The 23,515-nt window shown below is 61.4% G+C and carries 25 protein-coding genes and 1 pseudogene; 13 read left to right on the forward strand and 13 right to left on the reverse strand.

The features are described 5' to 3' along the window. Positions 1 to 88: 88 nt before the first annotated feature. From CXQ82_RS27660 to ycaC, 6 genes are all read left to right on the forward strand, one after another. On the forward strand, positions 89 to 547 hold the full coding sequence (locus CXQ82_RS27660) for an N-acetyltransferase (protein WP_003176320.1): 459 nt from the start codon (positions 89 to 91) through the stop codon (positions 545 to 547). A gap of 289 nt (positions 548 to 836) precedes the next feature. Next, entirely contained in the window at positions 837 to 1,493 is a 657-nt protein-coding gene (locus CXQ82_RS27665) for a DedA family protein (RefSeq protein ID WP_101273176.1), read from the forward strand. Between the two features lie 6 nt (positions 1,494 to 1,499). Then, positions 1,500 to 2,315 (forward strand): zinc-dependent peptidase, encoded by an 816-nt coding sequence (locus tag CXQ82_RS27670; protein WP_101273177.1) that lies wholly within the window; start codon positions 1,500 to 1,502, stop codon positions 2,313 to 2,315. Between the two features lie 109 nt (positions 2,316 to 2,424). Further along, complete coding sequence (gene ppa, locus CXQ82_RS27675; protein WP_003176323.1) at positions 2,425 to 2,952, forward strand: inorganic diphosphatase; 528 nt, start codon at positions 2,425 to 2,427, stop codon at positions 2,950 to 2,952. Positions 2,953 to 3,164: 212 nt separating this feature from the next. Continuing rightward, complete coding sequence (locus CXQ82_RS27680; protein ID WP_101273178.1) at positions 3,165 to 3,935, forward strand: S24 family peptidase; 771 nt, start codon at positions 3,165 to 3,167, stop codon at positions 3,933 to 3,935. Positions 3,936 to 4,318: 383 nt separating this feature from the next. Continuing rightward, complete coding sequence (gene ycaC, locus CXQ82_RS27685; protein WP_101273179.1) at positions 4,319 to 4,951, forward strand: isochorismate family cysteine hydrolase YcaC; 633 nt, start codon at positions 4,319 to 4,321, stop codon at positions 4,949 to 4,951. Positions 4,952 to 5,000: 49 nt separating this feature from the next. Here the strand turns inward: ycaC and CXQ82_RS27690 are convergent, their stop codons facing one another. Next, positions 5,001 to 6,320 (reverse strand): sensor histidine kinase, encoded by a 1,320-nt coding sequence (locus tag CXQ82_RS27690; RefSeq protein WP_101273180.1) that lies wholly within the window; start codon positions 6,318 to 6,320, stop codon positions 5,001 to 5,003. Between the two features lie 180 nt (positions 6,321 to 6,500). Next, positions 6,501 to 7,583, reverse strand: coding sequence for a YhcG family protein (locus CXQ82_RS27695; RefSeq protein ID WP_101273181.1), 1,083 nt, complete (start codon positions 7,581 to 7,583; stop codon positions 6,501 to 6,503). Positions 7,584 to 7,772: 189 nt separating this feature from the next. Here CXQ82_RS27695 and CXQ82_RS27700 point away from each other — a divergent pair, with 189 nt between their 5' ends. The 7 genes and pseudogenes from CXQ82_RS27700 (at position 7,773) to CXQ82_RS27730 (ending at position 15,208) form a co-directional block, all read left to right on the forward strand. After that, complete coding sequence (locus CXQ82_RS27700; RefSeq protein ID WP_101273182.1) at positions 7,773 to 8,417, forward strand: NAD(P)H-dependent oxidoreductase; 645 nt, start codon at positions 7,773 to 7,775, stop codon at positions 8,415 to 8,417. Continuing rightward, positions 8,356 to 8,736: a MerR family transcriptional regulator gene (locus CXQ82_RS27705; RefSeq protein ID WP_101273183.1), complete on the forward strand. Its 381-nt coding sequence runs from the start codon at positions 8,356 to 8,358 to the stop codon at positions 8,734 to 8,736. Before CXQ82_RS27700 ends, CXQ82_RS27705 begins: the two co-directional genes overlap by 62 nt. 97 nt (positions 8,737 to 8,833) lie before the next feature. Next, positions 8,834 to 9,963: pseudogene (locus CXQ82_RS27710) on the forward strand (Fic family protein). A 77-nt stretch (positions 9,964 to 10,040) separates the two neighbouring features. Continuing rightward, positions 10,041 to 10,283 carry an exodeoxyribonuclease VII small subunit gene (locus tag CXQ82_RS27715; protein ID WP_003176346.1) on the forward strand — a complete coding sequence of 81 codons (243 nt, stop codon included), beginning with the start codon at positions 10,041 to 10,043 and terminating at the stop codon, positions 10,281 to 10,283. Further along, positions 10,280 to 11,167, forward strand: coding sequence for a (2E,6E)-farnesyl diphosphate synthase (ispA, locus tag CXQ82_RS27720; RefSeq protein WP_101273184.1), 888 nt, complete (start codon positions 10,280 to 10,282; stop codon positions 11,165 to 11,167). The genes CXQ82_RS27715 and ispA overlap by 4 nt, the downstream gene beginning before the upstream one ends. A 110-nt stretch (positions 11,168 to 11,277) precedes the next feature. Continuing rightward, on the forward strand, positions 11,278 to 13,176 hold the full coding sequence (gene dxs, locus CXQ82_RS27725; protein ID WP_101273185.1) for a 1-deoxy-D-xylulose-5-phosphate synthase: 1,899 nt from the start codon (positions 11,278 to 11,280) through the stop codon (positions 13,174 to 13,176). A gap of 142 nt (positions 13,177 to 13,318) precedes the next feature. Further along, positions 13,319 to 15,208: a TonB-dependent receptor domain-containing protein gene (locus CXQ82_RS27730; protein ID WP_101273186.1), complete on the forward strand. Its 1,890-nt coding sequence runs from the start codon at positions 13,319 to 13,321 to the stop codon at positions 15,206 to 15,208. Positions 15,209 to 15,307: 99 nt separating this feature from the next. On the opposite strand, the gene CXQ82_RS27735 is transcribed toward CXQ82_RS27730, so the two are convergent. The 11 genes from CXQ82_RS27735 to nrdR form a co-directional block, all read right to left on the reverse strand. After that, positions 15,308 to 16,096: a cobalamin-binding protein gene (locus CXQ82_RS27735; RefSeq protein WP_101273187.1), complete on the reverse strand. Its 789-nt coding sequence runs from the start codon at positions 16,094 to 16,096 to the stop codon at positions 15,308 to 15,310. Continuing rightward, positions 16,093 to 16,512: a nuclear FMR1 interacting 1 family protein gene (locus CXQ82_RS27740; protein ID WP_101273188.1), complete on the reverse strand. Its 420-nt coding sequence runs from the start codon at positions 16,510 to 16,512 to the stop codon at positions 16,093 to 16,095. Before CXQ82_RS27740 ends, CXQ82_RS27735 begins: the two co-directional genes overlap by 4 nt. Continuing rightward, positions 16,509 to 17,126 carry a GTP cyclohydrolase II gene (gene ribA, locus CXQ82_RS27745; protein WP_016978544.1) on the reverse strand — a complete coding sequence of 206 codons (618 nt, stop codon included), beginning with the start codon at positions 17,124 to 17,126 and terminating at the stop codon, positions 16,509 to 16,511. Before ribA ends, CXQ82_RS27740 begins: the two co-directional genes overlap by 4 nt. A gap of 129 nt (positions 17,127 to 17,255) precedes the next feature. Continuing rightward, positions 17,256 to 17,972, reverse strand: coding sequence for an ABC transporter substrate-binding protein (locus CXQ82_RS27750; RefSeq protein WP_101273189.1), 717 nt, complete (start codon positions 17,970 to 17,972; stop codon positions 17,256 to 17,258). A gap of 64 nt (positions 17,973 to 18,036) precedes the next feature. Beyond that, complete coding sequence (thiL, locus tag CXQ82_RS27755) at positions 18,037 to 19,002, reverse strand: thiamine-phosphate kinase (RefSeq protein WP_101273190.1); 966 nt, start codon at positions 19,000 to 19,002, stop codon at positions 18,037 to 18,039. Positions 19,003 to 19,020: 18 nt separating this feature from the next. Then, positions 19,021 to 19,521 carry a transcription antitermination factor NusB gene (nusB, locus tag CXQ82_RS27760; RefSeq protein ID WP_101273191.1) on the reverse strand — a complete coding sequence of 167 codons (501 nt, stop codon included), beginning with the start codon at positions 19,519 to 19,521 and terminating at the stop codon, positions 19,021 to 19,023. After that, complete coding sequence (ribE, locus tag CXQ82_RS27765) at positions 19,518 to 19,994, reverse strand: 6,7-dimethyl-8-ribityllumazine synthase (RefSeq protein ID WP_003176356.1); 477 nt, start codon at positions 19,992 to 19,994, stop codon at positions 19,518 to 19,520. The genes nusB and ribE overlap by 4 nt, the downstream gene beginning before the upstream one ends. 88 nt (positions 19,995 to 20,082) lie before the next feature. Further along, complete coding sequence (gene ribBA / locus CXQ82_RS27770; protein ID WP_101273192.1) at positions 20,083 to 21,174, reverse strand: bifunctional 3,4-dihydroxy-2-butanone-4-phosphate synthase/GTP cyclohydrolase II; 1,092 nt, start codon at positions 21,172 to 21,174, stop codon at positions 20,083 to 20,085. A 15-nt stretch (positions 21,175 to 21,189) separates the two neighbouring features. Further along, a complete protein-coding gene (locus tag CXQ82_RS27775) occupies positions 21,190 to 21,852 on the reverse strand; it encodes a riboflavin synthase (RefSeq protein WP_029299435.1) in 663 nt (220 codons plus the stop codon). Between the two features lie 48 nt (positions 21,853 to 21,900). Then, on the reverse strand, positions 21,901 to 23,037 hold the full coding sequence (ribD, locus tag CXQ82_RS27780; RefSeq protein ID WP_101273193.1) for a bifunctional diaminohydroxyphosphoribosylaminopyrimidine deaminase/5-amino-6-(5-phosphoribosylamino)uracil reductase RibD: 1,137 nt from the start codon (positions 23,035 to 23,037) through the stop codon (positions 21,901 to 21,903). Continuing rightward, positions 23,034 to 23,504, reverse strand: coding sequence for a transcriptional regulator NrdR (gene nrdR / locus CXQ82_RS27785; protein WP_015886108.1), 471 nt, complete (start codon positions 23,502 to 23,504; stop codon positions 23,034 to 23,036). Before nrdR ends, ribD begins: the two co-directional genes overlap by 4 nt. Positions 23,505 to 23,515: the final 11 nt, after the last annotated feature.

Raw genomic sequence — 23,515 nt, forward strand, 5'->3', positions numbered from 1 at the left:
CCGCACGATTGCGCTTTTTCACGCCTTTAGGCAGCATCAAGTCACGGCCGCTTGTGTGGTCATACCCCTTTGGAAGTTGAGGCCTGGCATGCGGATTACTCAAGCGACCCTGGAACACCTGGACCTGTTGACCCCGTTGTTCGTCAAATACCGCGAGTTCTATGGGGCCCTGCCCTTCCCGGACTCGTCGCGGGCCTTTCTGGAAAAACGCCTGCGCCGCAAGGAGTCGGTGATCTACCTGGCCCTGGCCGACGATGACGACAAAAAAGTGCTTGGGTTCTGCCAGCTGTACCCGAGCTTTTCGTCGCTGTCGCTCAAGCGGGTGTGGATCCTCAATGACATCTATGTGGCCGAAGATGCGCGGCGCCAGCTGGTGGCGGACAACCTGATGCGCACGGCGAAAAAAATGGCCAAGGAAACCCATGCCGTGCGGCTGCGGGTATCGACCAGCAGTGACAATGAAGTGGCACAGAAGACCTACGAGTCGATCGGGTTTCGCGAGGACACCGAGTTCAAAAACTACACCTTGCCGATCAGCGAAGACTGACTTCCAGACACCGTAGATTCAATGTGGGAGGGGGCTTGCCCCCGATGGCGGTGTGTCAGTCAGACTATTTATAACGGACACGACCTCATCGGGGGCAAGCCCCCTCCCACATTTGGTTTTATGATGCATCTGCGACATCCCCCGCTACAAAACCAACAGGCTTTTCACCTCTCAATCCGTATAATGCGGACCTTTCAGGGTTGTAAGAAATGCGGCATACACTTGTAGCCTTATTACCCGAGCTTCCGCACAGGCCTGCTGAGCCGGGCCATTCACACAGGTGCCATCCATGGATTTCAACCCGCTTGACCTTATCCTGCATCTCGACGTTTACCTCGACCTGCTGGTAACCAATTACGGTCCGTGGATCTACGCCATTCTGTTCCTGGTCATTTTTTGCGAAACCGGCCTGGTGGTCATGCCCTTCCTGCCGGGTGACTCTTTGCTATTCATCGCCGGTGCAGTAGCGGCAGGCGGTGGCATGGACCCGGTATTACTGGGCGGCCTGTTGATGTTGGCGGCGATCCTCGGCGACAGCACCAACTACGTGATAGGGCGAACGGTCGGCGAGCGCTTGTTCAACAACCCGAACTCGAAAATTTTCCGTCGCGACTACCTGCAAAAGACCCACGACTTCTACGACAAGCACGGTGGCAAAACCGTGACCCTGGCGCGTTTCCTGCCGATCCTGCGGACCTTTGCGCCGTTCGTTGCCGGCATCGCGAAGATGCCCTACGCACGCTTCTTCGGTTTCAGCGTGCTGGGCACCATCCTCTGGGTCGGCGGCCTGGTGACCCTGGGCTACTTCTTCGGCAACGTGCCATTTATCAAGAAAAACCTGTCGCTGCTGGTGGTGTTCATCATCCTGCTGTCGCTGGTGCCGATGATCATTGGTGTGTTCCGCAGCCGTTTTGGCCGCACGTCCTCCGAAGCCAAGCCGCAGTAACCGGCGGTGTGGTCCCTCAGCGCCTGGCGCCGTCGGCGCCTGCTGGCCAAGCACCCGATTGCCGATGACACCTGGCAACGGGTGCGCCACCACCTGACTTTCCTCGACGGTATCAGCGACGAGCAAGACCAGTGGCTGCGTGAAGCCTGCGTGGTGTTCCTCGCCGAAAAACACCTCACCGCCCTGCCCGGCGTCGAACTGCATCAGGAACAACGCCTGCTGCTCGCCGCCCAGGCGCAGCTGCCGTTGATGAACCTCGGCGACCTCGACTGGTACCAGGGTTTCCACGAAATCGTGCTGTACCCCGACGACTTCCTAAGCCCCCAGCGCCATCGCGACAGCAGCGGCATCGAACACGAATGGGACGGCGAACACAGCGGCGAAGCCTGGCAACAGGGCCCGGTGATCCTCGCCTGGCCCGGCGTGCTGGCCAGCGGGCAATGGGAAGGCTACAACCTGGTGATCCACGAACTGGCGCACAAGCTCGACATGCTCAATGGCGACGCCAACGGCCTGCCACCGTTGCACCACGACATGCGCGTGCAAGAGTGGGCCAGCGTGATGCAAGGCGCCTATGACGACCTCAATCGCCAATTGGACGCCAACCCGGAATTGGAAACCGAGATCGACCCCTATGCCGCGGAAAACCCGGCGGAATTCTTTGCCGTCACCAGCGAATATTTTTTCAGCGCCCCGGATTTACTGGTCAACAGTTATCCACAGGTGTACGCCCAACTCAGCCGCTTCTACCGCCAGGATCCCCTGGCCCGCCTGACCCAACTGCAAGCGCATGACCCGCGCTATCAGCCGCAGGACGAATGACCGTACGACGTCTGGCGCATGGCATCGGCGGCGGAATATGCCTATAATCGCCGCCACTTTTAGGCCAATCCGGCCAAGTTTCTTGGCCAATTAACGGGGGCAACGCCCAATGAGCTACAGCAAGATTCCGGCTGGCAAAGACCTGCCGAACGACATCTACGTCGCCATCGAGATTCCGGCCAACCACGCGCCGATCAAATACGAAATCGACAAAGACAGCGACTGCCTGTTCGTTGACCGTTTCATGGCCACCCCGATGTTCTACCCGGCCAACTACGGTTTCATCCCAAACACCCTGGCTGACGACGGTGACCCCCTCGACGTACTGGTCGTAACCCCTTACCCGGTTACCCCAGGTTCGGTTATCCGTGCACGCCCAGTCGGCATCCTGAACATGACCGACGACGGCGGCGGCGATGCCAAAGTTATCGCTGTGCCACACGACAAGCTGTCCCAGCTGTACGTGGACGTGAAGGAATACACCGACCTGCCGCCACTGCTGCTGGAGCAGATCAAGCACTTCTTCGAGAACTACAAAGACCTCGAAAAAGGCAAATGGGTGAAGATCGACGGTTGGGGCAACGCAGACGCTGCCCGCGCCGAGATCATGAAGTCGGTAGCCGCCTACAAAGGCTGATACTTGCTGCTCATTGCTTCGGCAATTAAAAAAGCCCCGATCATTCGGGGCTTTTTTTTATGGAAAATAAACGGCAAGTTCATCAGCTTATAAACACCGTTTAACCGGATTTAAAATAAGAAGTATCAGGCTACAACTAAGCCAATACCTACATGCACAACTCAACGCATGGTTTATTTGATCTGTTTTTCCGGCCAGTAAACTCGTCGTTTATGAATACATCAGGTGATCGCTTAAAAGCACTATTACGGGAAGTTCATCTTTCCGCCTCCGACTTCGCCAAGAACCGCGGCGTCACGCCTCAACACGTGAACAACTGGTTCAAACGCGGTGTACCCATGGGCCGGCTCAATGAGATCGCAGAACTGCTGTGCATCTCCAGCCGCTGGCTGCGCACCGGCGAAGGCCCCAAACACCCACCGGCCAATTTCCTGTTGGAAGGCCCGGATACCAGGAAAGGACTTCCTACCCGCGAAGAGAGTGGCAAATACCTTACAGGCCCCGCCTGCCGCCCGGAAAAAATCGACGTGGAGATCCCCCTCCACGCCTCATTCACCTCCATCGAACACATCCGCATCTCCCTGCACACCTTAGAAACACTCAAAGTAAACCCCGACCGCGCGCTGGGCGCCTACATGGTCGACAACAGCATGATCGACATCATCCAACAAGGCGCTACCCTCGCCATCGACCGTGGCCGTACCCAAATCACCGACGGCGAAATCTACGCCGTCGAACACGACGGCATGCTGCGCATCAAATACCTCTACAACCGGCCGGGTGGTGGTTTGCGCATGCGTAGCCACAATGCCGGCGAACACCCGGATGAATACCTCACCCACGAGCAGCGGTTCGAACAGAACTTCCAGGTCCTGGGGTGGGTGTTCTGGTGGTCCACGCTGAACAACCGTCGGCCGGTGCCGCTGGACGAACACCTGCTGGGCTGGGAAGGCTCTAAATCGGATCCGGAGGTGGGCATTTGAAGTGAATGTGGGTATCATGCGCCGCACATTTGGCAGGGGGTGGCTTCGCGCTATTCACCCTGCTCGGCGACGCGGAGGAGTTCCCGCTGATGCCCCTACTATTCAGCCAGACGCGATGTGGGCTGAGCGATTTGAAGGCTGGTGAGGTTTACCAAAAATAAGCTGAACCAGTCCCCGAGAAGCCGGCCACAAGCCGGCTTTTTATTGCCTTTAAAAAACCTGACCAACCTTCTCTCAGACACATCCCACCTTCTAAAACCACTGTCCTTTTTGAGTTGACAGTAAGACTCCTCACACCCGATTTATCCCCCGCCACCTACCCATTAATCTGTGCCCATGTTGAACGCAACGCCAAACCCACTTAAACAAAAAAGGATTCAACCATGAGCACTCCAACCTACAAGCGCTTGAACAAAGACGACGCCATTGTTCTGCTGGTCGACCACCAGACCGGCCTGATCTCCCTGGTGCAGGACTTCTCGCCCAACGAGTTCAAGAACAACGTGCTGGCCCTGGCTGACCTGGCTAAGTTCTTCAACCTGCCGACCATCCTCACCACCAGTTTTGAGCAAGGCCCCAACGGCCCGATCGTGCCGGAGTTGAAAGAGATGTTCCCGGACGCGCCGTATATCGCCCGCCCTGGCCAGATCAACGCTTGGGACAACGAAGATTTCGTCAAGGCGATCAAGGCTACCGGCCGCAAGCAGATCATCATTGCCGGTGTGGTCACGGATGTGTGCGTAGCGTTCCCGACGTTGTCGGCGCTGGCGGAAGGGTTTGATGTGTTTGTAGTGACGGATGCTTCGGGTACGTTCAACACCACCGTGCAGCAGGCGGCGTGGAGCCGCATGACGCAAGCCGGCGCGCAGTTGATGAACTGGTTCTCGGTAGCGTGCGAGTTGCAGGGTGACTGGCGCAACGATATCGAAGGCCTGGGAAATCTGTTGTCCCAGCGTATTCCCAACTATCGCAACTTGATGAATGGTTACTCTGCGCTGTCGGCGCGTAAAGACTGAACCACCTGCGAGTTACCCTAAGCCCGCTGAAAAGCGGGCTTTCGGCGTGTCAGCCGGTAGGCAAGTTGGTGTCTATACGGCCAAGGGCACGCAGATATACGTTCATGGTGGTGCCGGCGCCCGGGGCGGTTTGCACTTTGACCGTGCCGCCTGCACGTTGGGCGAACTCCAGGACCTGGGATAACCCAAGGCCAGTGCCTTTGCCCGCGCATTTGGTGGTGAAGAACGGCTCGAAGACCTTGGCGGCCAGCGCCTCGGGCATACCGGGGCCGTTGTCGGTGATGCTCAGCAGCAGGTAATTGCCGGTGCCCAGCGCTTCGTCCTGCTCGACGCTGACCAACTGCGAGCTGATGTGCACGCGGCCCTTGCCACCCAAGGCGTCGCGGGCGTTGGCCAGCAGATTGATCACCGCTGCACTCAACTGCGCCTCTTCGCACAACACGCCGGTGCCGGCAGCCGCCAGGTCGAGGGAGAGTTCAACGCCGCCCGATACGGTCCGTAGCAACACGTCACGCATGCTTTCAAGGCGCTCATTCACGTCGATGCACATCAAGTTCGGGCTGTCGTGGCGCACGCTGGCCAGCAGGTGGTTGACCAGTAACCGGCCTTGATCCACCGCCTGCAGGCCCGCATCGCTGAAGCGCTCGACCTCCTCCGGCCGGCGCGCGCGCAATCGCACCATCTGCAAACTGGCACTCAAGGCTTGCAGCAAATTGTTGAAGTCATGGGCGATGCTGGCCGCAACCATGCCCAGCGACGAAACGCGCTTGGCATGGTGCATGAACTGTTCGGCCTGACGCCCCAGCGCCTGGGCTTGGGCGAGTTCGTGTTCCAGGTGTCGGGCGCGCAGTTCGCGCTGTTCGCTGAGCAGGCGCAGTTGCAGCAACGAGGCAGTCTGACGGGCCAGCGCCAGCAAGGCATTGTGTTGCGCGACCGTCAGCGTACGTGCGCGGGTATCAATCACGCAGACCGTGCCCAGGGCAAACCCACGATCATCGCGAATCGGCGCGCCCGCGTAAAAGCGGATGTACGGCGGCCCCAGCACCAGCGCGCTGTGCTCAAAACGCGTATCCAGCGTGGCATCTTCGACCACCAGCACCTCATCGGGCGACAGGATGGCGTGCGCGCAAAATGCCAGGTCGCGGTGGGTCTCACGCACGTCCAGGCCAATGCAGGCCTTGAACCATTGGCGCTCTTTGTCTACCAGCGACACCAGCGCAATCGGCACGTCGCACAGGCTGGTTGCCAGCAACACAATGTCATCAAAACCCGGCTCAGGTGTGCTGTCCAGAATGCCCAAGTGTTCCAGGGACCGGAGGCGCTCTTGCTCATTGGCGGGGAACGGGGCAGGAACATGAGGCATCTGCATACGTCGCGGTCGGGTCCAGGGAAAATGATGATGCTTGGGGAGGAGCGGCGCAGCAAGATAAATGAAGAAAACCTTATACCCGTAGGTCTCTTAGGCAACACCAGGGGGTCGATTGTGGGTTTTTTGACGTTTTGGCCGTTATAGGTGCTTATGAAGTTGATGGTTAGAAGCACTAAGCCATTATTCGTTCCCAGCCTGGGTGGCTGATGCCTTCTTTTGCACGGTGGCATCAGCACCGGCCAGCTCACGCTCGATCTGTTCAATACTGGGCAAGCTGGTTTGCAGCTCCGCCGGCAACGACTCGACCAGTTGATACTCAGCCACGCCGATAGGGCGATTGTTATCGCGTAGTGCGTACTCGGCCACGATTTCATTTCTACTTTTGCACAACAACAGGCCAATGGTCGGACCGTCCTGCGGATGTTTGAGCTGCGCATCCACAGCTGCCAGGTAGAAGCTCAATTTGCCAAGGTGTTCAGGCTTGAACTTGCCCGTCTTGAGTTCAATCACGACGTAACAACGCAGCTTCAGGTGATAGAACAACAGATCGACGAAGAACTCATCTCCGCCCACATCCAGCAGCACCTGCTGCCCGACAAAGGCGAAGCCCGCGCCCAACTCCAATAGAAAGTCGGTGACATGCTTGATCAACGCGTTTTCAATATCGCGCTCTTGCGCATCCAGGCCGAGGCTGAGGAAATCAAAGCGGTAAGGGTCTTTGAGGGACTCGCGTGCCAGGTCGGATTGCGGCTTGGGCAGGTGGTTTTCAAAATTGCTGACCGCCTTGCCACTGCGCTCCAGCAAACGGTTTTCGATTTGCATCACCAGTGTGCTGCGCGACCAACTGTGCTCGATCGCTTGGGTGACATACCAGCGGCGGGTTTCCGGGCCCGGAAGCTTGTCCAGCAACGCCAATTGGTGGTACCACGGCAATTGTGCAAGCACCCCTTGCACAAACTCCGCATCTGGCCACGCCTCGGCAAAAGCACGCATGTACTTGAGGTTGCGCGGCGAAAAACCCTTCATCCTAGGAAACGCCGCACGCAAATCCTGAGCAAGACGATCAATCACCTTACTGCCCCAACCCTGCTCAGCCTGGCGGATAAGGATATCGTGGCCAATTTGCCAATAAAGCAGCACCAGTTCGCGGTTCACTGCCAGCGTCGCGCGCTGTTGAGCCGTGTGAATACGACCTTTGAGATCACTCAGCCAGTCGCTGTAACCTGCCGGTGGGTTGGTCAAGCCGATAGAGGTTTCGCTCATGCCTGTTTCACTCTTGAGTTTTCAGCAGGCTAGTCAGGGACCGGTGCCGTCACAAGGCGTCAAGCGCGCAACAGGAAGGGCCTTGCACACCTTGCAGAAAGGTCCTGCTGGCGAGTTGCGACCTCTCCCCTTGACTCTCCCCTATACAGCAGCCCCTATCCTGAAAGCCCCCTTTTCAGGCCCTAGCCCATGACTCAACGTATCCTCGTCATCCTCGGCCATCCGTCCGCCACCAGTTTTTGCTCCGCCCTCGCCGACACTTACAGCCACGCCGCAAAAATCGCCGGCCATGAGGTACGTGTCCTACGCCTGGGCGACCTCACTTTTGACCCAATCCTCCGCCACGGCTACACCCAGCCCCAACCGCTGGAAGACGACCTGCTCAGCGCCCAATCCGAGATCCTTTGGGCCACTCACCTGGCGTTGGTTTTCCCGATCTGGTGGGGCGGCATCCCGGCGTTGATGAAGGGCTTTATCGACCGCATCTTCCTACCCGGCTTTGCCTTTAAATACCGTGCGGGCAAGGCATTCCCCGACAAGCTGCTACACGGGCGAACCGCACACCTGTTGGTGACCCTGGACACGCCGCCATGGTATTACCGCTGGGTCTATCGCATGCCGGGCGTGCATCAGATGCGCAAGACCACGCTGGCGTTTTGTGGCATCAAGCCGATCAAGACATTGATGTTCGGGCCCGTGCTGGGGTCGACTGCAGCGCAACGGGAAACGTGGCTGAAGCAGGCCGGCGGACTATTTGGAAAAGGAAGTTTTCATGTACATCGGCAAAGCCGCGCAGTTGTCGGGCACCACCATCAAGGCGATTCGTCACTATGAGGCGATCGGCCTGATGCCACCGCCGCACCGCCAGGGGCAATACCGGGTTTATTCGGAGCAAAGCGTTGAGCTGCTGATGTTTATCAAGTGCGCGCAGCAGTTGGGGTTCAAGCTTAAAGAGTTGCAGGAAATCCTGGGTAACCACCGAGGAGATAGCTTGCCTTGGGACCGGGCGGACCAAGCTATCGCCAACAAGAAGCAGGAATTGGCGGTGCAGATTGCCGCGCTGCAAAAGATGCACGCCGGGCTACTTGAGTTCGAAGCTCAGTTGAAAGACGCGCACGGGCGATGCGCCCAACCCAATACAGCCTCTGCCTAAGTGCCCGAGTGGACGATGAGCCGAATAGAATGCACAATCGGCTCACTAAATGAGCCGAATAACCTTTTTATTCGGCTCACGACCCAGGTATTCCTCCATGAATCATCCGCTCTGGATCTGGCAGCACGCCGATTGGCCCCACTTCCACTGGCAGCCCGGACGCCTGGCAGCCTTGCTGCGCGAGTGCGGGCAGGCACAGGGCAAGCTGCTGGGTATGCTCGGCTCGGTTAGCCAGGCGATCAGCGCGCAAAATGAACTGGATGCGTTGCTGCAAAATGTCCTGACCTCCTCGGCCATTGAGGGCGAACAGCTGAATGTCGGCTCGGTGCGCTCCTCCCTGGCGCGACGCTTGGGTCTGGAGACCAGGGAGGATGGCCAGGTAAGCCGCCGCAGCGAAGGCCTGGCCGAGCTGATGATGGATGCCACCGAGCAATTCGCCCAGCCGTTCACCCTCACTCGTTTATTGAGCTGGCACCATTGGCTGTTTCCGGCCCCGGAAGTCGGTTTTGCTGCACGCGCGCTCAATGTCGGGGCACTGCGGGGCGATGAACCGATGCAGGTAGTGTCGGGGCGGCTCGATCGGCCGACCGTGCATTTCGAGGCGCAGCCCCGGCGGGGTCTGGAGCAGGCGCTGGACGATTTCCTTGAATGGTTCGAAGCCAGCCGGAGCTCGACCCTCTGGTGCGCGCCGGCGTCGCACACTTCTGGTTTGTGACGCTGCATCCATTCGATGACGGCAATGGCCGGCTGACCCGCGCCATTACTGATTTGGCCTTGGCCCAGGGCGAGCACCAGGCCATCCGCTTTTATGCCATGTCTGCCAGCATCCTTGAGGACCGCAAGGGTTACTACAGCGCCTTGGAATCCAGCCAGAAGGCCACGCTGGATATCACCGACTGGCTGGACTGGTTCCTCAAGACCCTGCTGCGCAGCCTGCAGCAGGCGATGGCGCGGATTGAGCGGGTGTTGGGCAAGACCCGGTTCTGGCAACAACACCGTGGCGTCGCCTTGTCTGCCGAGCAGATCAAGGTGCTCAATCGCTTGCTGGACGATGGTGAAAAAGGCTTCGAGCACGGCATCAGCGCCGCGCAATACCAGGCGGTAGCGAAAGTGTCCAAGGCGACAGCCACCCGGCACCTGGCCGATCTGCTGGAAAAAAATTGCCTGGTCCGTTTGCCCGGCGCAGGCCGCAGCACGCGTTATCAGATCAACGGCGAGGGCGCTTGAGCGGGCCCCGCTCATTTGCCCAGATTCCGCATGTCTGCTAGTGTCGCGCCGGTTTACCGTCTACCGGAATAGCCGCCATGGCCCGCAAAAAAGTTGCACTCGATTTCGAACAATCCCTCGCCGACCTGCAAACTCTGGTCGAGCGTCTGGAGAACGGCGAGTTGTCGCTGGAAGACTCGCTGACGGCATTTGAGCAAGGCATCGGCCTGACCCGCGACTGCCAGAGCGCCTTGGCGCAGGCGGAGCAGAAGGTGCAAGTGCTGCTGGAACGTGACGGGGAGTTGGCCGAAGAACCCTTCGATGCGGAACAGCCAGAATGATCGACGCGTATCAGGCCAGTAGCCAAGCCCGGGTGAATGCGGCGCTCGAGCCCTTGTTTGTTGCGCCAAGCCCGCAAATGCAGCGCCTGTACGACGCCATGCGCTACAGCGTGATGAACGGCGGAAAACGCGTGCGCCCGCTGCTGGCCTACGCCGCCTGCGAAGCGCTTGGCGTGCCTGCCGAGCAAGCCAACGGCGCGGCCTGTGCGGTGGAGCTGATTCACGCCTATTCCCTGGTGCATGACGATTTGCCGGCGATGGACGACGACGATCTGCGTCGCGGCCAGCCCACCACCCACAAAGCCTTTGATGAAGCCTATGCAATCCTGGCCGGCGATGGCCTGCAGAGCCTGGCGTTCAGCGCATTGCTGGACCCGGCGCTAAGCAGCGTCAACGCCGAGATCCGCCTGCGCATGGTCACCGCACTGGCCCACGCTGCCGGCCCGGCCGGAATGGTCGGCGGCCAGGCCATCGACATGGGTTCGGTGAGCCTCAAGCTGGATCAAAAAGCCCTCGAACACATGCATCGCCACAAGACCGGCGCGCTGATCGAAGCCGCCGTGCACCTCGGCGCCCTGGCCAGCGGCCGCGCCGAACCCGCGCAATTGGCGGCCCTGCAGACTTACTCCCGGGCTGTCGGCCTGGCATTCCAGGTGCAGGACGACATTCTCGACGTAGAAAGTGACACCGCCACCCTGGGTAAACGCCAGGGCGCCGATATCGCACGGGACAAGCCGACATATCCTGCGCTGCTCGGGCTTGAAGCTGCCAAGGCCTACGCCCTGGAACTGCGCGACCAGGCGCTGGACGCCCTGCGACCTTTCGACGCGGCGGCCGAGCCACTGCGCGACCTGGCGCGGTATATCGTCGAACGCCGCCACTGATAACGGCGGCCATTGCAGCCGCATATCAGCCAAGTTCGGCGCTCTGCGTGGGCAGTTTGCGATGCTTGAGGTAAACTGCCGCCTCTTCTATACCTATAACGATTCGCCTGATGCCCACGACGTTTCAAGAGATTCCCCGCAAGCGCCCGTCTACGCCCCTGCTCGACCGTGCTGCCACGCCGGACGGCCTGCGTCGTCTGGGTGAAGCCGAGCTGGAAACCCTGGCCGATGAGTTGCGCCTGGAATTGCTCTACACGGTCGGCCAGACCGGTGGGCATTTCGGTGCTGGCCTGGGCGTCATCGAGCTGACCATCGCCTTGCATTACGTATTCGACACCCCGGACGACCGGCTGGTGTGGGACGTGGGCCATCAGGCGTATCCGCATAAAATCCTCACCGGTCGTCGCGAGCGCATGGGCACCCTGCGCCAGAAGGATGGCCTGGCCGCCTTCCCGCGTCGCTCCGAGAGCGAGTACGACACTTTTGGCGTCGGCCACTCCAGCACCTCCATCAGTGCCGCGCTGGGCATGGCGATTGCCGCCCGCCTGCAAGGCAGCGACCGCAAGGCGATTGCCGTGATCGGTGATGGCGCGCTGACCGCCGGCATGGCCTTCGAAGCGTTGAACCATGCGCCGGAAGTGGACGCCAATATGTTGGTGATCCTCAACGACAACGACATGTCGATTTCGCGCAATGTTGGTGGTTTGTCGAACTACCTGGCCAAAATCCTTTCCAGTCGTACCTACGCCAGCATGCGCGAAGGCAGTAAGAAAGTGCTGTCGCGCCTGCCCGGCGCATGGGAAATCGCCCGGCGCACCGAAGAGTACGCCAAGGGCATGCTGGTACCCGGCACCCTGTTCGAAGAGCTGGGCTGGAACTACATCGGCCCCATCGACGGCCATGACCTGCCCACCCTGATCGCCACGCTGCGTAATATGCGTGACCTCAAGGGCCCGCAGTTCCTGCATATCGTCACCAAAAAAGGCAAAGGCTTCGCCCCGGCGGAAGTCGACCCGATTGGTTACCACGCCATCACCAAGCTCGAGCCTGTGGACGCCCCCGCCGCCGCGCCGAAAAAGGCCAGCGGGCCCAAGTACTCCGGCGTGTTTGGCGAATGGCTGTGCGACATGGCCGCCGCTGACCCGCGCCTGGTGGGCATTACCCCGGCGATGAAGGAAGGCTCCGACCTGGTGGCGTTCAGCGAACGCTTCCCGCTGCGCTACTTCGACGTGGCGATAGCCGAGCAACACGCCGTAACCTTCGCCGCCGGCATGGCCTGTGAAGGCGCCAAGCCGGTGGTGGCGATCTACTCCACCTTCCTGCAGCGCGGCTATGACCAGCTGGTGCATGACGTGGCGGTGCAGAACCTCGACGTACTGTTCGCCATCGACCGTGCCGGCCTGGTGGGCGAAGACGGCCCGACCCACGCTGGCAGTTTCGACTTGTCTTACCTGCGCTGCATCCCCGGCATGCTGGTGATGACCCCAAGCGACGAAAACGAACTGCGCAAAATGCTCAGCACCGGCCACCTGTACAACGGCCCGGCCGCCGTGCGTTACCCGCGTGGCAATGGCCCGAATGCAGTGATCGAAAAAGACCTGGAACCGATTGAGATCGGCAAAGGCATCGTGCGTCGCCAAGGCAGCAAGGCCGCGTTCCTGGTGTTTGGCGTGCAGTTGGCCGAAGCCCTGAAAGTCGCCGAGAGACTCGACGCCACCGTGGTCGACATGCGTTTCGTCAAACCCCTGGATGAAGCCCTGGTGCGCGAAATCGCCGCTGGCCATGAGCTGCTGGTGACTGTCGAGGAAAACGCCATCATGGGCGGCGCCGGTGCGGCGGTCAGCGAGTTCCTGGCGCGGGAGAATATCCTCAAGTCGGTGCTGCACCTGGGCTTGCCGGATGTGTATGTGGAACATGCCAAGCCGGCGCAGATGCTGGCCGAGTGCGGGCTGGATGAGGCAGGGATCGAGGCTTCGGTGCGCGAGCGCATGGCGCTGCTCTCCCTTTAGAAACCGGGTTGAACAATGTGGGAGGGGGCTTGCCCCCGATAGCGGTGGGTCAGTTATAGATACTGAGACTGACACACTGCAATCGGGGGCAAGCCCCCTCCCACATTTGATTTATGCCACTTTCAAACGCGATGAACAGCTCATGAAGCACCTGTACCTTGCCTTGCTGCTTCTACCTTCCTCGGAGCTGCTCGCTGCAACCCGCGACGACGCCCTCAAACTCCCCGACGTAGTCATCAGCGCCAACCGCCAGGTCCAGGCGCGCAATGACAGCAGCGCCGCCAACACGGTGTTCACCCGCGACGACATCGACCGCCTGCAACCCACCAGCCTCACCGACCTGCTCAGCCGCGTGCCCGGCGTACAAATCGCGCCCACCGGCGGCCGTGGCGGCTTGCCGGGCGTGTACATTCGCGGCACCAAATCCGCGCAGAGCCTGGTGCTGGTGGATGGCCAGCGCATCGCCAATACCACCTCCGGCGACAGCGGCCTGCAATACCTGAACGTCGACCAGATTGAACGGGTGGAAGTGCTGCGCGGCTCGCGCTCGGTGATTTATGGCAGCGATGCGATTGGCGGGGTGATCCAGGTGTTTACCCGGCGCAACGCCGAACAGGGCCTGCAGCCGCGCCTGAAGCTGGGGTTTGGCAGCAACCGGGCCCGGGAGCGCAGCCTTGGCCTCTCCGGCGGCGATGAGCACACGCGTTTCAACCTGGGGGCGAGCCTGGATGAAACCGCCGGCATCAATTCAACCCACCAGTCATTCCCCAGCGACGGCGACCATGACGCCTACCGCAACCAATCGATCAGCCTCAACCTCAGCCACGCCTTCAACGATGCGCTGGAGGTGGGTTTCAACCTGCTGGATAACCGTGGCAAATCGGAGTACGACAACAGCTTCGGCCGCTATGTCGTCGCCACGGGGCAAACGGTTGGGCAAAAACCCTACACCGATTACGCCGTGAGCAGCGCCAGCGGCTATGTCGATGCCACGCTCACTGAGCGCTGGCAAACCCGCGTGGAGCTGGGCCACAGTGAGAACCGCGACACCAAGCGCGACACCCTCAGCGATGACTTCAGCGTATTCAACACTTACCGCGACTCGGTCAACTGGCAAAACGACCTGACGCTGGACGAGCGCAACAGCCTGATCCTCGGCGGCGACTGGTACGAAGACCGCTTCCACGGCTCCACCACCTTTACCGAAAACAGCCGCTGGAACCGAGCGGCGTTTGTGCAGCATCGTTTCCACAGCGAGTGGTTCTCCACAGAACTGGGCCTGCGTCGCGACCAGAACCAGCAGTTCGGTGGGCAGAACAGTTGGAGCGGCACCCTGACCGTGCCGGTCAACCCTGACAATGACGTATTGCTGAGCTACAGCGAAGGCTTTCGCGCGCCGACCTTCAACGATCTGTATTACCCCGACACGAAGTACAGCAACCCTAACCTGCAGCCCGAAACCTCAAAGAGTTATGAGCTGCAATGGCGCAGCCAACTGAGTGACAGCACGCGCCTGGAAGCCTCGCTGTACCGCACGGACCTGAGTGATGCGATCATCCTCGACAGCGCCAGCAAGCCGCAGAACGTGGCGTCGGCGCGCATCAATGGCTTTGAGGCGGCGCTCAAGCAGGAGCTGTTCGGCTGGCAGGCCAACCTGGGGCTTTCGGTTATCGACCCGCGCGACCGCGATACCGGCCACACTCTGGCCCGCCGTGCACGACGCACGGTGAATCTGGATCTGGATCGGCAGTTCGACAAACTCGGGCTGGGCGCCAGTTGGCAGGCGATCAGCGGCAGCTATGACGATGAAGACAATCGCAACCGCCTGGGCGGTTATGCCTTACTTGGGTTGCGCAGCAGCTGGGCGTTGAATCGAGAAGTGATGCTGTCGGTGAAGGTCGATAACCTGCTGGATAAATCCTATGCGCGGGCCATGTACAGCTACGACGATCCGGGGTTCTTGAACAATCAGGATTATCGCGAAGAGGGTCGGGTGTGGATGTTTGGGGTGACGTGGACACCTGAAATCTGATTATCGCCTGGGCAGGCCTCATCGGGGGCAAGCCCCCTCCCACATTTTGAATTGCGAACACATTCAAATGTGGGAGCTGGCTTGCCTGCGAAAGCGCTCTTACCGGTTCGGCGCAATCACCTGGCACAACCGCCCCACCGCCTCCAGCATCTGGCCACTGGGCCGCTCCAGGCCTTTGTCCGGCACCAGCCGCACCCGCGGCGCCATCGTTGGCCAGGCTTTCCAGGCCAGCGCCTGAGCCTGATCCCCCACCAAAATCATCTCGGGATCACGCTGCAACACCGACTCGATATTCACCTGCGGCGCTGGCAACTTCAGGTCGTCAAACACATTGCGCGCACCGCACACGCTCAACGCATCGCTGATGACCTGCCCACCGCCCACGGTATACAGCGGCTGGTTCCACACCTGATAAAACACCCGCACCGGTTCGGCACGCTGGTAGCGCTGGCGCAGTTCGGCCAGGCGTTGGCGCAATTGCGCGGCCAGTTGCCGTCCGGCTGCAGCGCGGCCCAATTGCTCGGCGATGGCCTGGACCTGGGTGGTCAGTTGTTCAAGGCTATGGGGTTCGGCGACATACACCGGAATATTCAGACGCTGCAGTTGCTCGCGCTGGGCCGGGCCGACACTGCCGGGCCACAGTAGGATCAGGTCGGGCTTAAGGCTCAGCAGACGCTCCATGTCCAACTGACCGTAATGCCCTACCGACGCCACGTGCGCCAGCACCGCCGGGCGATCGCCGCCGTCGAGCACGCCCACCAGCAAGTCGGCGGCGCCCAGCTCAACCACGATTTCAGACAGGGAAGGCGCCAGGCTGACCACACGCTCAACCGCCCAAGCCTGGGCACTCAGCGCCAGCAGCAGCACCGCCAGCCAGTGACGGATCATCCCAGTTGACGCGGGATGCGGTAGAGGTAGAACAGCACCATTGTCGAAAGCGCCAACAGAAACAGTGGCACCGCTTCGAGGCCGACGAACACCGCCAGCGCGCCGATCCAGGCCGGTACGGCCGCCACCAGCAACGCCGTGCGCCGGCGGGCCGCGAGGGTAATCCACGCAGCCGGTTCTTCGGGGGTGTCGAGGGCTTTGGAGGTGGCGATCAGCGCGTGTTTATAGCCGTTGAAGTAGCGCAGGCTCAGAAACATCGAGGCCACGCCGGCGATAAAGAACGGCATGGCCAGCACCGGCAGCAGGGACTCGGCCTGGCCAAACACCAGGTTGATCACGAACAACGGCAGCAGCGCCAGGGCCAGGTACTGCCACCAGTTGAAGGACAGTCTCCGCTTCACCTGGCCACGGGTCACGCGCGGTCGACCTCGCCCTGATGCTCGTTGCCCATCATGTGGTCGAGCTTGCTGGCTTTGGTGGCCAGGTAGAGTTTGTTGTGCGGGTTGTGCCCGGTGTGCAGCGGCACGCGCTCGGCCACGGTGATGCCCATCTCGGTCAAGGCTTTGACCTTGCGCGGGTTGTTGGTCATCAGCCGCAGGGACTTGACCCCCAAGTGCTCCAGCATCGGCAGGCAGATCGCGTAGTCACGTTGGTCGGCAGCGAACCCCAGGCGCTCGTTGGCCTCGACGGTATCGGCGCCGCCATCTTGCAACTCGTAGGCGCGAATCTTGTTCATCAGGCCAATGCCACGGCCTTCCTGACGCAGGTACAGCAATACGCCCCGACCTTCGCGGGCGATGGCGCGCATGGCAGCTTCCAGTTGCGAACCGCAGTCGCAACGCTGGCTGAACAGTGCATCGCCGGTCAGGCATTCGGAGTGCACACGCCCCAGCACCGGTGCGCCATCAGCGATATCACCCAGGCTGAGCACGACATGCTCGCGCCCGGTGGCCTCTTCGAGAAAGCCGTTCATGGTGAACGTGGCAAAAGGGGTAGGCAGCTTGGAAGCAGCGACGAAAACGACGGGCACCGTGTGCTCCTGATCTCAGTTTTTACAAAGGCGGCCATTGTAACAGTACGTTCCTACACACGCTTAAGCTGAATTATCGCTGATAAAGATCAATCGGTTCGATTGGCCTTCGTCCTGGTTCTATGCAACTCAGAACGGATAAGCCTGGTGCCAGCGCTCGAAAATCGGCCTGAGCTCGCCGCTTGCTATCAAGGCGGCCATACGCTGGTCGAACACGCCCGCCAACGCTCTGCCTCGCTCGTTGTCGGTAAACCCGATATAGAGCGGTAATTCGACGATGGGGCTGAGCTTGAATTGCGTGGGATCTTTCGCCTGGCTGAGTACGAATTTGGACTCAGTCAGAGAGTCGATGTAAAAGTCCGCCCTGGCATGCTCGAGCATCGGCAGGATGCCATCCCGGCGCTCGATCTGGTTGAAGCGTTGTACGTTGGGCAAATAGGCCTCGAACTTGTAGCCACGCACCCAAGCCAGGCGGTAATTGGCCAGCGTCGCCATAGTCGGCGTCGGGGCAGTAGCCAGCCCCAGCGCATAGATATGGTCGGAATCGTAGCGCCATTTTGGGTACACCACGCCTTTGACTTCATCACGATAGGAACCGACCCAGCCATCCACCTCGCCGCGCCGGGCCAGGCCGACCGAGCGGGTATAAGGCACGCTGCGGGTTTGCAGCTTGATTCCGGCCGGCTCGAACACCTGGCGCAGCACGTCCCAGGCCAGGCCGCTGCCGTCGGCGTTGGTGTAGTCGTCCCAGGCCTCGCTGGCCAGCAGAACCTTGCCGGGCACCTGTGCCTGCGCAAGGGCCGTAAAGGCACAGAGCAGTATCAGCAGCCAACGGCGCACATCCATAGTGGTGACCTCCTACAGGTCTTGCGTCCATTTGACTGCATAGAGGTTAGCGCAGCTCACCGATTCAGGGCGTCTCGCGAAAATGCTGATAGCCGCGCACGGCCGGGGTGATGTCCTGCCCATGGGCGTCGAGCAGCGTTACGCCCTGCCCTGCCTCGACCCGGCCGATCACATGGACCGGCCAGCCGCCGGCCAGCAAGGGTGCCAACTCGACGGGCGGTAGGGTAAACGCCAGCACATAGTCGTCGCCGCCGCTCAAAGCCGCCACCCGCGCCACGTCATCGCCGACAAACGCCAGCAGGGCCTCGGACAACGGCAAGCGCTGGCGCTCGATCAACAGGCTGACAGCCGATGCCTTGGCGATATGCCCGCAATCAGCCAGTAGCCCATCGGAGATATCCATCGCGGACGTGGCCTTGCCGCGCAGCGCCAGCCCGAGGGCCAGCTGGGGTTGCGGCGACCAGTAGTGCGCCAGCAATGGATCAGCAATCGCCGCGTCGGCGCTGCGCTGGCCCAATACCAGCGGCAAGGCGCCGGCGGCATTGCCCAGTTCGCCGCCCACGCACAGCAGGTCGCCGGGCTGCGCGCCGCTGCGGGTCAACGCCTGCCCGGCCGGCACCCGGCCAAACACGGTCAGGGTCAGGCTCAGCGGGCCGCGTGTGGTGTCGCCGCCCACCAGGCCTACGCCGCAGCTTTGCGCCATGGCGTTCAAACCCTGGGCATAGCGTTGCAGCCAATGGGCATCGACGGTGGGAGTGGTGAGTGCGAGGGTAAAGGCAAGGGGGTGGGCGCCCATGGCGGCCAGGTCGCTCACCGCCACGGCCAGCGAGCGCTGGCCGAGCAGGAACGGGTCGCAGGGGTCGGCAAAATGCACCCCCGCCACCAATGTATCGGTGGAGATCGCCAGCTGCTCCCCGGCGGGGAGCGCCAGCAAGGCGCAATCATCGCCGATCCCCAGGGCAATGCCTTCGCCGCCCTGCGCACAAGGCGCGGCGGCAAAGTATTTGTGGATCAGCTCAAACTCGCCCATCGAGAACTCAAGCGCGGCTTAGCGCTTGTGTTCCTTCACTTCGGCTTCACGCAGGCGTGGGGCCAGCTTGTCGAGTACGCCGTTGACGAACTTGTGGCCGTCGGTCGAACCGTAGACTTTCGCCAGTTCGATGCCTTCGTTGATCACCACGCGGTACGGCACGTCGACGCGCTTGAGCAGTTCCCAGGTGGACAGGCGCAGTACGGCCAGCTCAACCGGGTCCAGCTCTTCGAGGGTCAGGTCCAGGCATGGCGACAGCGCTGCATCGATCTCGGTCAGGTTGGCCGGAACACCGTGAAGGATGTCGTGGAAGTAGCTCTGGTCGGCGAAGGTGAAGTCGTTATCGACGCGGAACTGCGCTTCGATTTCGTTCAGCGAAGTACCGGCCATATGGCGCTGGTACAGCGCCTGGGTGGCGAGCTGGCGGGCAGCACGGCGCTTTTCGCTTTTCGAAGGCTTGCCGGCATCGGCCGGACGCTCGTCGCGCGGGTTGAAACGATCGCTCTCGTCGGAAATCACTTGGCCTCCAACTGCGACAGCAGGCTGACCATTTCCAGGGCGGACAGGGCAGCTTCAGCGCCCTTGTTACCGGCCTTGGTGCCGGAACGCTCGATGGCTTGCTCGATGGAATCAACGGTCAGTACGCCGAAGGCAACCGGCACGCCGAACTCCATGGACACCTGGGCCAGGCCCTTGGTGCATTCGCCAGCCACGTATTCGAAGTGCGGAGTACCGCCACGAATGACCGCGCCCAGGGCGATGATCGCCGCGTATTCACCCTGCTGTGCAACTTTTTGCGCAACCAGTGGAATTTCGAAGGCGCCAGGGGCGCGGATGATCGTGATGTCGCTCTCGCTCACACCGTGGCGAACCAGGGCGTCCACGGCACCGCTTACCAGGCTTTCAACCACAAAGCTGTTGAAGCGGCCAACCACCAGGGCATAGCGGCCTTTGGGGGCGATGAAGGTACCTTCGATGGTCTTCAGGGTCATTCGGCAATTCTCTTAAAGAGCCGGGACGCGAAAAGTGCGTCCCTCAGTGATGATTTAACCGCGAACAAGGGGCAAAAAACGCCGGCCTTTATTCGGAGGGCACGTATTCTACAACTTCCAGGTCGAAACCGGATATCGCATTAAATTTCATCGGTGCGCTCATCAGGCGCATTTTACGCACACCGAGGTCGCGCAGGATCTGCGAACCGGCACCGACGATGCTGTAGGTGGTCGGCGTTTTGACCTGGGTGTGCTCGGCGGTCTCGCGGATATGCGCGAGCAATACGTCGCCATCCACCGGGTTGCCCAACAGCAACACTACACCGCTGCCGGCCTCGGAGACCGCGGCCATGGCGGCGCGCAGGCTCCAGCGGCCCGGTTGCTTGACCATCAGCAGGTCGCGCAATGGGTCCATGTTGTGCACGCGCACCAGGGTCGGTTCGTCGGCGCAGATGGAGCCCAGGGTCAGGGCCATGTGCACGTCGCCTTCCACTGAATCACGGTAGGTCACCAAGTTGAATTGGCCCAGTTCGCTGTCCAGTGGCTGCTCGGCAATCCGCTGAACGGTACGTTCGTGGATCATGCGGTAGTGAATCAGGTCGGCAATCGTACCGATCTTGATGTCGTGTTCGGCGGCAAAGGCTTCGAGTTCGGCGCGACGGGCCATGGTGCCGTCGTCGTTCATCACTTCGCAGATCACCCCGCTCGGCTCGAAACCAGCCATGCGCGCCAGGTCGCAGGCGGCTTCGGTGTGGCCAGCGCGTGCGAGGGTGCCGCCCGGTTGCGCCATCAGCGGGAAGATGTGGCCCGGGCTCACAATGTCTTCGGCCTTGGCATCTTTGGCGGCAGCGGCTTGTACGGTGCGGGCGCGGTCAGCGGCGGAAATGCCGGTGGTGACGCCGGTAGTCGCTTCAATCGACACGGTGAACTTGGTACCAAAACCCGACCCATTGCGCGGCGCCATCAACGGCAGCTTGAGCAGTTCGCAGCGCTCACGGCTCATGGGCATGCAGATCAGCCCACGGGCGTGCTTGGCCATGAAGTTGATGTGCTCGGGCTTGCAGGCCTCGGCGGCCATGATGATGTCGCCTTCGTTCTCGCGGTCTTCGTCATCCATCAGGATGACCATCTTGCCTTGGCGGATGTCTTCAACCAGTTCTTCGATGCTATTGAGCGCCACGCGGCACCCCCTTGGTCAGGATTTCAGGTAGCCGTTAGCGGCCAGAAAACTTTCGGTGATGTTCCCTGCTGCTGGCTCTGCGGCCTTATCGCCCAACAACAGGCGCTCCAGGTAACGGGCAAGCAAGTCGACTTCCAGGTTCACCCGGCGACCTGGCTGGTACGACGCCATGATGGTTTCGCTCAGGGTGTGGGGAATGATGGTCAGTTCAAATTCGGCGCCATTCACGGCGTTCACGGTCAGGCTGGTGCCGTCGACGGTGATCGAGCCTTTGTGGGCGATGTACTTGGCCAGCTCTTTCGGCGCGCGGATGCGGAATTCCACGGCACGCGCGTTTTCGCTGCGGGCAACCACTTCGCCGACGCCGTCGACGTGGCCGCTGACCAGGTGGCCACCGAGACGCGTGGTGGGGGTCAGGGCTTTTTCCAGGTTGACCGGGCTGCCGGCCTTGAGGTCGTTCATCGCCGTGCAGTCGAGGGTTTCGCGGCTGACGTCGGCGGCAAAGCCGTTGCCCGGCAACTCGATGACGGTCAGGCACACGCCGCTGACGGCGATGCTGTCGCCCAGCTTGACGTCGCCGAGGTCGAGCTTGCCGGTTTCAACCAGCAGGCGCACGTCGCCGCCCTTTGGGGTCATGGCGCGGATGCTGCCGATGGATTCGATAATGCCGGTGAACATGGCCTTCTCCTGGAAACGGGGTGCGGGCACCTGAGCGCCCGGTCAGAATTATACGCTCGCTGCTGGAACCGGGATGGCAGTGACTCGCCAGTCGTCGCCTACAGCGCGCATTTCAGTGATCTTGAGTTGGGGGGCGTCGGCCAGTTTCTCAAGCGGCCAGTCGAGCAAAGGCCGGGCGGCGGAGCCGAGGAACTTGCCGGCGACGAAAATTACGTATTCGTCCACCAGCCCCTGCTGGGCAAATGCGCCGGCCAGGCTTGGGCCGGCCTCCACCAGGACTTCGTTGACGCCCCGGGCAGCCAGTGCCACCAGCGCCGAACGCAGGTCCACCTGGCCTTCGACGCCCGGCACCACCAGGCACTCGGGGCCACGGGGGAACTGGTTTTCCGCGGTCACGCAGGTGATCACCAGCGCCGGGCCGGCCTTGAAGAACGGTGCGTTGAGCGGCACACGCAGGCGGCCGTCGATCAGCACGCGCAGCGGCGGGCGCGACATCGCCAGCGCGGTGGTGGCTTCATCCAGGCCCAGCTCGGCGGCGCGCACGGTGAGGCGGGCGCCGTCGGCCAGCACGGTGTCGGCGCCGGTCAGTACCACACTGGCCTCGGCGCGCAGGCGCTGCACGGCGGCGCGGGCGGCCGGGCCGGTGATCCATTGGCTTTCGCCGCTGGCCATCGCGGTGCGACCGTCCAGGCTCATCGCCAGCTTGACCCGCACAAACGGCAGGCCGTGTTCCATGCGTTTGAGGAAGCCGGGGTTCAAGGCGCGGGCGTCTTTTTCCAGCACGCCGCTGCAAATCTCGATACCGGCCTGGGCCAGGCGCTGCATGCCACGCCCCGCCACATCAGGGTTGGGGTCCTGCATGCCGGCCACCACCCGTGCGACGCCAGCACTCACCAGCGCATCGGCGCATGGCGGGGTACGCCCGTGGTGACTGCACGGTTCGAGAGTCACATACACCGTGGCACCCCGGGCCTTGTCACCGGCGGCACGCAGGGCATTCGGCTCGGCATGGGGTTCGCCGGTGCGCTCGTGCCAGCCTTCGCCGACAATCTGCCCATCGCGCACGATCACGCAACCCACGCGAGGGTTGGGATGGGTGGTGTACAGGCCTTTGCGCGCCAGTTCGAGGGCACGGGCCATGTAATGGGCGTCGAGGGCGGCTTGTTCGGCAGACGGCTGGTTCATTCTTTGGCGGGCTCACGGGCCAGGCGGTCGATCTCTTCGCGGAACTCATTGAGATCCTGGAAACGTCGATACACCGAGGCGAAACGGATATAGGCGACTTCATCGAGCTTTTGCAACTCGCCCATCACCAGTTCTCCAACCACCAGGCTCTTGACCTCGCGCTCGCCGGTGGCGCGCAGCTTGTGCTTGATATGCACCAGCGCCGCTTCCAACCGCTCCACACTTACCGGGCGTTTTTCCAGGGCGCGCTGCATACCGGCGCGCAGTTTTTCTTCGTCGAAAGGCTGGCGGCTGCCGTCGGACTTGATCAGACGGGGCAATACCAGTTCGGCGGTTTCGAAGGTGGTGAAACGCTCACCGCAGCCAGAGGCCAAGCATTCACGCCGGCGACGTACCTGATCGCCCTCGGCGACCAGACGCGAGTCAATGACCTTGGTGTCGTTGGCACCGCAGAAGGGACAGTGCATGGTAGGCAGGC

Source organism: Pseudomonas sp. S09G 359, from assembly GCF_002843605.1.
GTDB lineage: Bacteria > Pseudomonadota > Gammaproteobacteria > Pseudomonadales > Pseudomonadaceae > Aquipseudomonas.